Source organism: Paracoccus tegillarcae, from assembly GCF_002847305.1.
In the GTDB taxonomy this organism is placed as follows: domain Bacteria; phylum Pseudomonadota; class Alphaproteobacteria; order Rhodobacterales; family Rhodobacteraceae; genus Paracoccus; species Paracoccus tegillarcae.
Genome location: NZ_CP025408.1, coordinates 121,163 through 133,432 on the forward strand (window position 1 = coordinate 121,163; position 12,270 = coordinate 133,432).

General features: G+C 64.4%; 10 protein-coding genes. 2 read left to right on the forward strand and 8 right to left on the reverse strand.

Going from position 1 to position 12,270, the window contains the following annotated elements:
• Nucleotides 1-4: 4 nt before the first annotated feature.
• The 6 genes from CUV01_RS00615 to CUV01_RS00640 all read right to left on the reverse strand — a co-directional run bounded on the left by CUV01_RS00615 (nt 5) and on the right by CUV01_RS00640 (nt 8,410).
• Nucleotides 5-1,147: an acyl-CoA dehydrogenase family protein gene (locus CUV01_RS00615; RefSeq protein WP_101458781.1), complete on the reverse strand. Its 1,143-nt coding sequence runs from the start codon at nt 1,145-1,147 to the stop codon at nt 5-7.
• Between the two features lie 50 nt (nt 1,148-1,197).
• Complete coding sequence (locus CUV01_RS00620; protein ID WP_101458782.1) at nt 1,198-2,010, reverse strand: enoyl-CoA hydratase family protein; 813 nt, start codon at nt 2,008-2,010, stop codon at nt 1,198-1,200.
• Nucleotides 2,011-2,020: 10 nt separating this feature from the next.
• A complete protein-coding gene (locus CUV01_RS00625) occupies nt 2,021-2,758 on the reverse strand; it encodes an SDR family NAD(P)-dependent oxidoreductase (protein ID WP_101458783.1) in 738 nt (245 codons plus the stop codon).
• On the reverse strand, nt 2,755-5,046 hold the full coding sequence (locus CUV01_RS00630; protein ID WP_101458784.1) for a bifunctional salicylyl-CoA 5-hydroxylase/oxidoreductase: 2,292 nt from the start codon (nt 5,044-5,046) through the stop codon (nt 2,755-2,757). The genes CUV01_RS00625 and CUV01_RS00630 overlap by 4 nt, the downstream gene beginning before the upstream one ends.
• An 80-nt stretch (nt 5,047-5,126) precedes the next feature.
• Nucleotides 5,127-6,329 carry a 3-oxoadipyl-CoA thiolase gene (gene pcaF / locus CUV01_RS00635; RefSeq protein ID WP_101458785.1) on the reverse strand — a complete coding sequence of 401 codons (1,203 nt, stop codon included), beginning with the start codon at nt 6,327-6,329 and terminating at the stop codon, nt 5,127-5,129.
• Nucleotides 6,326-8,410, reverse strand: coding sequence for an FAD-dependent oxidoreductase (locus CUV01_RS00640; RefSeq protein WP_101458786.1), 2,085 nt, complete (start codon nt 8,408-8,410; stop codon nt 6,326-6,328). Before CUV01_RS00640 ends, pcaF begins: the two co-directional genes overlap by 4 nt.
• A gap of 320 nt (nt 8,411-8,730) precedes the next feature.
• Between CUV01_RS00640 and CUV01_RS00645 the strand changes: the two genes are divergently transcribed.
• Together CUV01_RS00645 and CUV01_RS00650 are read left to right on the forward strand one after the other, a co-directional pair.
• Nucleotides 8,731-9,618, forward strand: a complete 888-nt coding sequence (locus CUV01_RS00645) for a dihydrodipicolinate synthase family protein (RefSeq protein ID WP_101458787.1) — start codon at nt 8,731-8,733, stop codon at nt 9,616-9,618.
• Nucleotides 9,619-9,760: 142 nt separating this feature from the next.
• Nucleotides 9,761-10,825, forward strand: coding sequence for an ornithine cyclodeaminase (locus tag CUV01_RS00650; RefSeq protein WP_101461754.1), 1,065 nt, complete (start codon nt 9,761-9,763; stop codon nt 10,823-10,825).
• Here CUV01_RS00650 and cobF read toward each other — a convergent pair.
• Complete coding sequence (gene cobF / locus CUV01_RS00655) at nt 10,822-11,580, reverse strand: precorrin-6A synthase (deacetylating) (RefSeq protein WP_101458788.1); 759 nt, start codon at nt 11,578-11,580, stop codon at nt 10,822-10,824. The genes CUV01_RS00650 and cobF overlap by 4 nt on opposite strands.
• Before the next feature lie 6 nt (nt 11,581-11,586).
• Complete coding sequence (locus tag CUV01_RS00660) at nt 11,587-12,252, reverse strand: energy-coupling factor ABC transporter permease (protein WP_101458789.1); 666 nt, start codon at nt 12,250-12,252, stop codon at nt 11,587-11,589.
• Nucleotides 12,253-12,270: the final 18 nt, after the last annotated feature.

The following is a 12,270-nucleotide window of genomic DNA, read 5'->3' on the forward strand; positions in this document are numbered from 1 at the left end:
TCCTTCATGATGTTTTCGCTGCCGGTTCCGGCAGGTTGCGCGCAATCACCAGCCTTTGCACATCGCTGGCGCCTTCATAGATGCGCAGCGCGCGGATCTCGCGATACAGCTCCTCGACCTTGACGCCGTGGCGCAGGCCATCGCCGCCATGCAGTTGCAGCGCCATGTCGATCACCTCCTGCGCGGATTCCGTTGCATACAGCTTGGCCATCGCCGCCTCGCGGCTGATCCGCGCGGCGCCCTGATCCTTGGTCCAGGCGGCGCGGTAAACCAGCAGCGCGGCGGCATCGATCTTCAGCGCCATGTCCGCAAGGTGTCCCTGAACCATCTGCAAAGAGGCCAGCGGCTGTCCTTGTATCTTGCGCTCAAAGGCACGGGTCAGCGCCTCATCCAGCGCCCGCCGCGCCATGCCCAAGGCCGCCGCGCCGACGGTCGGGCGAAACACATCCAGCACCGACATGGCCACTTTGAAGCCCTGCCCCGCCTGTCCGATCAGGGCACTGTCAGGCAAAAAGACGCCCTCCATCCGCAGGGTCGCCAGAGGATGCGGGGCGATCACCTCGATCCGTTCGGTCACCGACAACCCCTCGGCATCGGCAGGCATCAGAAAGGCTGACAAGCCGCGTGCGCCCGGTGCCTCGCCGGTGCGGGCAAAGACGACATAGACATCGGCAATGCCACCATTCGAGATATAGGTCTTGTCGCCGGTCAAGCGATACCCGCCATCGACCTTCCGGGCCAGACTGGTCGTCGCCGCCACATCCGAACCCGATCCCGGCTCGGTCAGTGCAAAACCCGAAATCGCCTTCCCGGCGCGCGTCTTGACCAGCCATTCCCGCTGCAAATCGGTCCCAAACAGGCTGACCGCACCCATGCCCAGCCCCTGCATCGCAAAGGCAAAATCCGCCAGCGCATCGTGACGCGCCAGGGTCTCGCGGATCAGGCACAGGCTGCGCACATCCAGCGCCGCGCCGCCGGAATAATCCAGCCAGCCGCCGGCGCCCAGATCAGCCACCAACCGCCGACAGGCCGCATCGACATCGGTATGGTCCACGGGCAGATGATCGGTCGCCCATGCCTCCAGCCGCGCCGCTAGGTCGCGGTGCCGATCCTCGAAAAACGGCCAGTCCAGAAAGCTATGATCCATTCTTCTTCATCCAAATATCCCGGGGTCTGGGGCAGCGCCCCAGTCCAACCTCAGTCACCCTGAAACACCGGCTTCTCCTTGGCCACAAAGGCGCGGTAAGCGCGTTCGAAATCGCGGGTCTGCATGCAGATCGCCTGCGCCTGCGCCTCGGCCTCGATCGCCTGTTCAAGGCTCATGTTCCATTCCTGGTTCAGTTGCGTCTTGGTCATCCCATTGGCGAAGACCGGCCCGGCGGCAATCCGCGACGCCAGCGCCAGCGCCTCGGCCTCCAGCGCATCCGCGTCGTGCAGCGCGTTCCAGAAGCCCCAGCCATGCCCTTCATCCGCGCTCATCACACGGCCGGTATATAGCAGTTCCGCCGCACGTCCCTGACCGATGATGCGGGGCAGCATGGCGCAGGCGCCCATATCGCAGCCGGCCAGCCCGACGCGGGTGAACAGAAAGGCGCATTTCGCGGCAGGCGTCGCGATCCGCAGATCCGAGGCCATGGCGATGATCGCCCCCGCGCCCACGCAAACCCCGTCGACCGCAGCAATCACCGGCTTGGTGCAACCGATCATCGCCTTCACCAGATCGCCGGTCATGCGTGTAAACGCCAGCAGCTCTTTCATATCCATGTCGACCAGCGGCCCGATGATGTCATGCACATCGCCGCCGGAACTGAAATTCCCGCCATTCGAGGCAAACACCACCACATCCACATCGCCGGCATAGGGCAGCGCCCGGAAGGTGTCGCGCAACTCGCGGTAGCTGTCGAAGGTCAGCGGGTTCTTGCGCTCGGGCCGGTTCAGCCGGATCACGGCCACGCGGTCCTTGACCTGCCACTGGAAATGCTCGGGCTTCAGCCCGGCCATGTCGGTCATCTCGTCCTCCTCATAACTCGCCGCCCGCAATCGCGATGGCCTGCCCGTTGATGCTGTCCGACCCCGCCCCGCATAACCACAAGGCCGCGGCACTGACCTCGGCCGGCTGGATCAGTCGGCCCTGGGGATTGCCTGCGGTCAGCGCTGAGGTTGCCTGATTGCGGCTGCCGCCGGTCTTGTCCATGATATTGGCGATGCTGCGCTCGGTCATTTCGGTATCCAGAAAGCCGGGGCAAAGCGCATTCGCGGTCACCGGCCGTTTGGCGATTTCCAGCGCCAGGCTGCGGATCAGCCCCACCACGCCATGCTTTGCCGCCGCATAGGGCGCGACATAGCGATAGCCCTTGAGCCCGGCGGTCGAGGCCACCGCGATCAGCCGCCCCCAATCGGGCATCTGTGCCAGCCCCTCGCGCAGGGTCAGGAAGGTGCCGGTCAGGTTCACGGCCAGCATCCGGTTCCACTGTTCCAGATCGACGCGGTGAAAGGGCGCGCTATCGGCCGCACCGGCATTGGCGATGACGATATCGCAGGGACCGGCGGCTTCGAACATCGCCTGCACGCTGGCCTCGTCGGTCACATCGGCGGTGATCGCGCGCGCCCCCGTCGACGCGGCGACCTGCTGCAACGGTTCCGGGCGTCGGCCTGCGATCACCACGCGCGCGCCCTCGGCTGCAAAGGCACCAGCCATATCTGCACCCACGCCGGTGCCGCCGCCGGTGATCAGGACCTGTTTGCCGGCAAGCGTCATACCCGGATCGCCTCTTGCTCTTGCTCGCGTTCCAGCAGCCGCGCCATCTGGTCGCGCCCGCCCAGATAGGGCGCGGGCCATTCGGTGCCGGTATCGCCCTGTTCGACAGCGGCGTGAAGGGTCCAGTAAGGATCGGCCAGATGCCGCCGCGCCAGACAGACCAGATCGGCGCGTCCGGCCATCAGCATGCCATTCACCTGATCGTAATCGGTGACATTGCCGACGGCCATGGTCGGAATGTGCTCTTCGTTGCGGATCCTGTCGCTGAAGGGGGTCTGGAACATGCGGCCATAGATCGGGCTGGATGCCGGATCGGTCTGACCCGAGGACACGTCGATGATATCGGCCCCGGCTGCATGAAAGGCCTGCGCGATCGCGACGGCCTCATCAGGCGTCACGCCACCATCGATCCAGTCATGCGCGGATATCCTGACCGACATCGGTTTGGCCTCGGGCCAGACCGCGCGCATCGCGGCGAAAACCTCCAGCGGATAGCGCAGGCGGTTTTCCAGAGGGCCACCATAGTCATCGCCGCGCCGGTTGGTCACGGGCGAGATGAAGCTGGCGATCAGATACCCATGGGCGGCATGCAGTTCGACCATGTCGGCGCCGGCGCGCTCGGCCATCTGCGAGGAGGCCGTGAACTGATCGCGCACCCTGTCCATATCCGCCCGCGTCATTTCCTGCGGCACCGGGTTGCCGGGCTGCCAGGCGATGGCCGAGGCCGACATGACGGGCCAGCCCTGATCCAGCGGCGCGTCCATGCCACCGCCGGCCCAGGGCACGCAGGTCGAACCCTTGCGCCCCGAATGACCGATCTGGATGCACAGTTTTGCGCGCGTTTCGGCATGAATGAAATCAGCGATCCGCCGATACGCGGCCTCGTGTTCGGGCGCGTAGAGGCCGGGACAACCCGGCGTGATCCGGCCCTCGGGCGAGACGCAGGTCATTTCGGTAAAGACCAGCCCCGCGCCGCCCACCGCGCGGCTGGTGTAATGCGTGAAATGCCAATCGGTCGGGCAGCCATCGACGGCCTTGTATTGCGCCATGGGCGACACGACGATGCGGTTTTCCAGCCGCATGTCGCGCAGTTGAAACGGCGCGAACATCGGGCGGCGACCGACCTGACCACCGGCCTGACGCTGAAACCACGCCTCGGCCTCGGCCAGCCAGCCCGGGTCGCGCAGGCGCAGGTTTTCATGGCTGATGCGCTGGCTGCGGGTAAGCAGCGAATAGGCGAAACGCAGCGGCGGCATATCCAGGTAACGCTCGACCTCTTCGAACCATTCGAGGCTGTTGCGCGCGGCGGATTGCAGGCGCAGCACCTCGACCCGGCGTTCCTCTTGATAGCGTTCGAACGCCTGCTGCATCGAGGGTTCCGATTGCAGGTAATCGGCCAGTGCGATGGCGCTGTCAAAGGCCAGCCGGGTGCCCGAACCGATGGAAAAATGCCCGGTCGCCGCCGCGTCCCCCATCAGGACGACATTCTCGTGATACCAGTTTTCGCAGATCACCCGCGGAAACTGCATCCAGACCGCCGCGCCGCGCAGATGGGCGGCGTTGGACATCAGTTTGTGGCCGTCCAGATGCCGCGCAAAGATCTTGCGGCAGGTCTCGACGATCTGCTCTTTCGACATAGCCTCGAAACCCCATTTATCCCAGGTCTCGGGCAGGGTTTCGACGATGAAGGTCGCGGTGCTGTCGTCGAACTGGTAGACATGCGCCCAGACCCAGCCATGTTCGGTCTTTTCAAAGATGAAGGTAAAGGCGTCGTCGAATTTCTGGTGCGTGCCCAGCCAGACGAACTTGCATTTGCGCATGTCGATATCGGGCTGGAAGACACTTTCATATTCACCTCTGACCAGTGAATTGATCCCGTCCGAGGCAACCACAAGATCGTAGTCGCGGCGGTATTCCCCGGCGGATCTGAACACCGTCTCGAACTGCATATCCACGCCCAGTTCGCGGGCGCGGTCCTGCAGGATGGTCAGCATCTGCTTGCGCCCGATCCCGGCAAACCCATGGCCACCCGAAACCGTGCGCGCGCCATCATGGACAACCGCGATGTCGTCCCAATAGGCAAAATGGCTGCGAATCGCATCGGTGGATTTCGGATCGTTCTTCTGCATCCGTTCCAGCGCATCATCCGACAGCACGACGCCCCAGCCAAAGGTATCGTTGGGCTTGTTGCGCTCGATCACCGTGACCTGATGCGCGGGATCACGCAGCTTCATCGAAATGGCGAAATAGAGGCCGGCAGGGCCGCCGCCCAGGCACAGAATTTTCATCTCGGTCCGCCCTCCAGGACTTTGCATCAGATGCGACGCTGCCACAGATCTGATTTTATTTCAAACTTGAAATAAATGCCTCATGCTCGTTCCAGCAGCACTGCCGCGCCCTGCCCCACGCCGACGCACATGGTGGCCAACCCGTATCGACCGGCCCCGCGCGACAGATCCAGCGCGACCGATCCGGCGATACGCGCGCCCGACATGCCAAGCGGATGGCCAAGCGCGATGGCCCCGCCATTGGGGTTCACGCGGGCGTCGTCATCGGCCAGACCAAGGCCGCGCGTGACGGCCAGGGCCTGCGCGGCAAAGGCCTCGTTCAGCTCGATCAGGTCCAGATCGGCCAGTAGAACGCCGGCCCGATCCAGCAGTTTCCGCACGGCGGGCACCGGGCCATAGCCCATGATGCGCGGCGCGACGCCCGCCGCGGCGCCGCCTGCGATGCGCGCCAAAGGCGTCAAGCCATGGCGGCGCGCGGCCTCTGCCGAGGCAATGATCAAGGCCGCAGCACCATCATTCACGCCGCTGGAATTGCCCGCAGTGATCGACCCGTCGGGCCGGGTGATCGGCCGCAGCCGTGCCAGATCATCGGCGCTTACCGCGCGGGGATGTTCGTCTTGCGTAACCGTATCCGTCTTGCCGCGACCAAGCGGCACGGTGACGGGCATGATCTCTGCCGCCAGACGGCCGTTGTCCTGCGCCGCTGCCGCGCGGCTCTGCGAGCGCAGGGCAAAGGCATCCTGATCGGCGCGGCTGATGGCTTGCTCATCGGCAAGGTTCTGCGCGGTCTCGGGCATGGAATCGGTGCCATATGCCGCCTGCATCTCTGGATTGACGAAACGCCAGCCGATGGTCGTGTCATGAATCTCGGGGCCGCGCGACCAGGGCGCCGCGCCCTTGGGCATGACGAAGGGTGCGCGTGTCATGCTTTCGACCCCGCCCGCGATCGCCAGATCCATATCGCCTGACTGAATGGCACGGGCGGCGGCGATCACGGCCTCCAGCCCGGACCCGCACAACCGATTGACGGTCACCCCGGGCACGGTTTCCGGCAGCCCCGCCAGCAGCAGCGCCATGCGCGCCACGTTGCGGTTGTCCTCGCCCGCCTGATTGGCGCAGCCCAGCCAGACCTCGTCTATCGCGGCCGGGTCCAGCCCCGGATTGCGGGCAATCAACTCGGCCAAGGGCAGTGCGGCCAGATCATCGGCGCGCAGATTGGCAAGCGCCCCGCCATATCGGCCAATCGGCGTGCGGATATAATCGCAGATATAGGCGTCGGTCATGCATCCCCCATTAGCGTCTTTAGCCCGTCCCCATCTGCCACCAGCCGGCGCAGCACACCAGGAACAGTCCAGGTTACCGGGTCAGCCTCGCTATAGGTTTCAATGCGTTTCAGCAGCGCCGACTGTCCCTGCCGCTCGGCATAATGCATCGGGCCGCCACGCCAGCGCGGAAATCCGTAGCCGTGGATCAGCACAAGGTCGATATCGGCAGCGCTGTCGGCAATGCCCTCATCCAGAATACGCAGCCCTTCGTCGAACATTGCCGTGGTGGCACGGTCCACGATCTCGGCATCCGTGAATGCCCGCCGGGTGATGCCCGCGCGCTCGCTTTCCTGCGTCACGATGCCCTCGATCAGCGCCGATGGCAGGGGCTTTCCCTCATCGTAATCATACCAGCCCGCGCCGGTCTTGCGCCCCAGCCGCCCGGTTTCCTCGACAATCCGATCCGCAATCGGGATATAGCGGATATCCGGGCGCGCGGCCCAGTTCAGCCGCTGGCGATTGGCATGGGCGATATCCAGCCCGGAGAGGTCCTGCACCTCATATGGCCCCATCGCCATGCCAAATTCGCGCATGGCGGCGTCGATCTGCGCAGGCATTGCCCCCTCGATCAGCATCACGTCGCAGATCTGGCGATAGCGGGTGAGAATGCGGTTGCCGATAAACCCGTCGCAGACCCCGGCGGGTACGGCGATCTTGCCCATCCGCCGGGTCAGGCGCAGCACCGTGGCCAGCGTTTCCGGCGCGGTATCCTGCGCGCGGATCACCTCGACCAGTTTCATCAGATGGGCGGGGCTGAAGAAATGCAGCCCCAGAAAGCGCGCCGGATCGCGCAGCCCGTCGGCGATGCTGTTCGGGTCCAGATAGGAGGTGTTGGTTGCCAGAATCGTGGTCCGGGGCAGCGCCGCGTCCAGCGCGGCAAAGACCTCGCGCTTGACGCCCAGATCCTCGAACACCGCCTCGATGGCGATCTGGGCTGCAGGAAGGCTGTCATAGCCCGCCTGAAACGAATGGTTCCGCGCCAATGCCTGTTCCGCCGCCTCGGGCGCGATCTTGCCGCGCTGCACCGCCTGATCATAAAGGCCCGCCACGGTGTCGCGGGCGCGGGCGGCACCGGCGTCGTCGGTCTCGACCAGGGTCACGCGAACGCTTTGCTGCGCAAGCGCATAGGCGATGGCTGAACCCATCGTGCCACCGCCGACAACCACCGCCTCGGTGATCTCATCCCCGCCCTTGCGCCCGCGCGCCATTGCCGAGCGTTCGGCGAAAAAGACATGACGCAGTGCGGCTGCCTGATCCGAGGTCTTGAGGTCGAGAAAGGTCTGCCGCTCCAGCGCCAGCCCCTGATCCAGCGGCAGTTGCGTGGCAGCCTCGATCAGTTCGATTGCCTTTAAGGGCGCGATCTGGCCCTTGGCGCGTTTCGCGGCACCCTTCTGCGCGGCACTGGTGGCAGCGCAGTCCAGAACCGGCGCGGGCAAGGCGCCGGTCGCAGGACGGTCCGGCAAGACCAGCGCGTTTGCTGCAGCTACGGGATCGTCGTCCAGCGCGTCAATCAGACCGATCTGCAATGCCTTCTCCGCCGCAATGATCCGGCCTTCGGAAATCATCGCAACCGCCTCGCCAAAGCCGATCAGACGGGGCAGACGCTGCGTGCCGCCGGCCCCCGGTATGACGCCCAGTGTCACCTCGGGCAGCCCCAGCCGTGCCGTGGGCGCAGCCACGCGCGCAGCACAACCAAGCGTCAGTTCCAGACCGCCGCCAAGGGCAACGCCATTGATCGCGGCGACCACGGGAACATCGCTGGCCTCGATCCTGTCAATGATATCGGGCAGATGCGGAGGCTGCGGTGGCGCATCGAATTCACGCGCATCCGCGCCCGCGACAAAGGCCGTTCCTGCCCCGGTCAGCACGATCCGGCTGACCTGCGCCTCATCAGCCGCGTCCAGCGCGGCCATCAGCCCGGCGCGCACAGCCTGAGAGGTGACATTGACCGGAGGGTTGTCGATGGTGATCAGCGCCACCCCGTCATCCAGCGCAAACCGGACAAGATCGCTTGTGCCTGCCCCCAAGGCTACCTCCATGCCGCCGGCCTCGTTTATTGAGGGCAAGGGTTTCACAGATGGCACATTGCCTCAAGATAAATTTTAAACTTGAAACTTATTGGCCCACTCTGTGCGCGGGCACTGAAATGATGGCGGATGGCGCCGCAATCAAAACTCGTTCGTGAATTTGTAAAGGTCGATTATGGATCCGCAGAATACCGCCCTGGATCACCCTCATTGTATAAAATCGGGCCGACGTCCTTAGAGCCCAGACCTGTATATTGACAAGTTATCAACTTGCCGCCACTGTCCCGCCACGTAATGATCGCACCAACCTGACCTGAGGGAGCCCGTCGCCGATGACACGTAACGCCCATGTGGCCCTTGTGACCTGCTTCAACGACGACGAGACCGTCAATTATCAGGCCACCCGCGCACAAGCCCGTCGCCAGGTCGCCGCCGGCAATGACCTGATGGTCTGCGGCACCAACGGCGATTTCACCGCGCTGAACCATGGCGAAAAGATCCGCCTGATCGAAGAGGTGATGGACGAGGTTGCAGGCCGGGTGAAGGTCATCGCCAATATCGGCTGCCCCGCCACGTTCGAGACCCTGCAACTGGCCCGCGCCATCGACGGGCTGGGCCTGCATGGCACGGCGGTGATCACGCCCTATTTCATCGCCTGTACGCAGGACGGGCTGATCCGGCATTTCAGCACCATCGCCGATGCGGTCACAACGCCCGTCTACCTGTATGATATCCCCGCGCGCACCCAGAACCATATAGAGCCCGCGACCGCCAGGGTTCTGGCGCGGCATCCGAACATCGCGGGGATCAAGGATTCCGGCGGGTCTACCGAGACGGTCGAGGAATATCTGGCCGTGGCGCGCGAAGTGGACGGGTTCGAGGTCTACTGCGCCCCCGATCATCTGGTCCTCTGGGGGCTGGAACAGGGCTGCGCCGGCGTCGTCTCGGGGTTGGGCAATGTCGCGCCGCATCTGCTGGCGCAGATCGTTTCGGCCTTCAACACCGGCGATCTGGAAACGGCCAGGGACGCCCAAGAGAAATTCGCGGTACTGCGGGTCGATCTTTACAAATTGGGATACCCGCCCGCTTTGGTCAAACGAGCGCTATACATGAACGATCCTTCGGTCGGCCTGTCTCGTCAGCCGGCGCTGCTGCCTGATGCAGAGCAGGACAAGGCGATCCTCGCCATCCTCGAGGCACGGGGCCTGCGCGAGGGCTGAAGCGGCCCCGGACGGCAAGGCGATTTGCTGCGTCGCGCGCTGCACTTTGCAGGGCGGCCGGTGCAATTTCGATCATCCTGACCCTTTCGGCCATGCATCTATCTGTGCATTCTCTGCGCTTGCCCTTGAAATGGTGGACTTGATGCAAGCGACTGAACCCTCTGATCTGGCCATGGTGCCCTTTGTCAGCGTCGACAACATGATGCGGCTGGTCAATCGGATCGGGCTGCCGGAGATGCTGGTGGGCCTGGCGGGCTATATCGAGGATGACTTTCGCCGCTGGCAGTTGTTTGACAAGACGCCCCGCGTCGCTGCCCATTCCAAGGATGGCGTGATCGAGCTGATGCCGACCTCGGATGGCGAAAGCTATGGTTTCAAATATGTGAATGGCCACCCCAAGAACACGCGCGAAGGGCGACAGACCGTCACCGCCTTCGGGCTGCTGGCGGATGTGTCCAATGGCTATCCGCTGCTCTTGACCGAAATGACCCTGCTGACGGCGCTGCGGACGGCGGCGACCTCGGCGCTGGTGGCGAAATATCTGGCGCCCGAGGGGGCAGATACCATGGCCATGATCGGCAATGGCGCGCAGTCCGAGTTCCAGGCGCTGGCGATGCAGGCGATCTGCGGTGTGACCCGGCTGCGGCTTTACGATATCGATCCAAAGGCCACCGAAAAGGCCATGCGCAACCTGTCCGATCAGGGGTTCGACCTGACCGCCTGCACCAGCGCCGAACAGGCGATCGAGGGTGCGCAGATCATCACCACCTGCACTGCGGACAAGCAATATGCCACGATCCTGACCGACAACATGGTCGGCGCAGGCGTTCATATCAACGCCATCGGCGGCGACTGTCCGGGCAAGACCGAACTGCACCCCGATATCCTGCGCCGGGCGGATGTTTTCGTGGAATATCCACCCCAGACCCGCATCGAGGGCGAGATCCAGCAGATGCCCGAGGATTTCCCGGTCACCGAGTTCTGGCAGGTCGTCACAGGCGTCGCCAAGGGCCGCCGCGAGCCCCGCCAGATCACCCTGTTTGACGGCGTCGGCTTTGCGACCGAGGATTTCTCGGCGCTGCGCTATATCCGCGATCAACTGCAGGGCACCGGGCTCTTTCAGCCGCTGGACATGCTGGCCGATCCCGATGATCCGCGCGATCTCTTTGGGATGCTGCGCCGCTCGCAGGTTGATGCCGTCGCCTAGACGGTCTGATCCGCGCGACGCAGCAGATAGATATCCATGATCCAGCCATGGGCTGCGCGTGCCGCTGCCCGCGCGTCCACGATGCGCGGACCTGCCAGTGATAGCGGGCCGTGGTCCAGCAGTTCCTGCGCCATCCCGACATAGCCGCCCCACCAGATCTGCAGCCCATCAGGCGGCAGATGGCGGAACGAACAGTCGCCGTCCAGCATCACCACGACCGTATCCGCGCCCTCGGGCCAGCCATGGTCGCGCAACCGGCGACCCGTGGTGATCTGGATCGGCGCGCCGACGCGGTTCAACGGAATGGCATGGGCCGCGCAGAGCGCCTGAATGGCGGTGATGCCCGGAATGACCCGCCGTATGACCGGCAATTCAAGCCGGTCGGCAATGCGCAGGGTGCTGTCGTAAAGCGACGGGTCGCCCCAGACCAACAGCGCCACACGCCCCGAAAGACCCGGCAGGTGTTCGCGGATCGCGGCCTGCCAGCTTGCAGCGATGGCATCATGCCATAGGTTGACGCCGCGCCGGTAATCGGGATCGGCGGCGTCGCGCTGCGGCATCTGGAATTCGACGATCCGCCGGCCATCATCCAGATGCCGCGCGCAGATATCGCGGCGCAGCCCGGCCAGATCGTCCTTGTCCGCGCCCTTCAGCGGGATCAGGGCCAGATCGGCCGCGCGCATCGCCGCGATGGCCTGCAAGGTCAGGTGATCGGGATGGCCGGTGCCGATCCCGATCAGGTCAAGTTCGATCATCCCCGATCAGACGAACAGCCGTGGCGTGACCACACCGCTGCCGCGCAGGCCGCGCAGCGATTTGGCCGCGGCCAGAACCGCCAGATCAATCAGCGGCTCGATCAGCACGACCATCATATAGGCCAACCCGAAGGTCACGACGCCCTGTGCGCCGGCCAGTCCCTGACCGTAGATCGCCCAGAACGCCACCCAGGCCACGACGCCACCCTGAAACGCGGTCGACAGCGCCAGCGCCTGACCATAGCGCAGATCGACATAGGCCGTGCCCGGCGCAATGATCCGACGCGCCAGTGCCGCGACGGCGAACAGCGGCACCAACAGCGTGGTGACGTTCATCCCGTATTGCGGCAGATCGAAGGGCGCAAAGAACAGCCCCTGCATCAGCAGGCCAAGCGCCAGACCAATCGCCGCCGGTGCCGCGCCGAAAATCAGGAACAGGGTCGAGCCAAGGATGAAATGCACCTCGGAAACGCCGACCGGGAAATGTGGCAGGATCTGGAAGAAGGCAAAGACCAGCGCCGTGGTCAGCAGGCTGCGGATCAGCAACGAGGCGCCGCCGCTTTCGCGCAGGCTGTCCCATGACAGCTTCAGCGTCCACAGGCCCGCGCCTGCCGCTGTGACATAGCTTAGCGCGAGCTTTGCGCCGGTGACGATTTCGGGTTCGATATGCATCTTGCTCTCCGTGTTTGC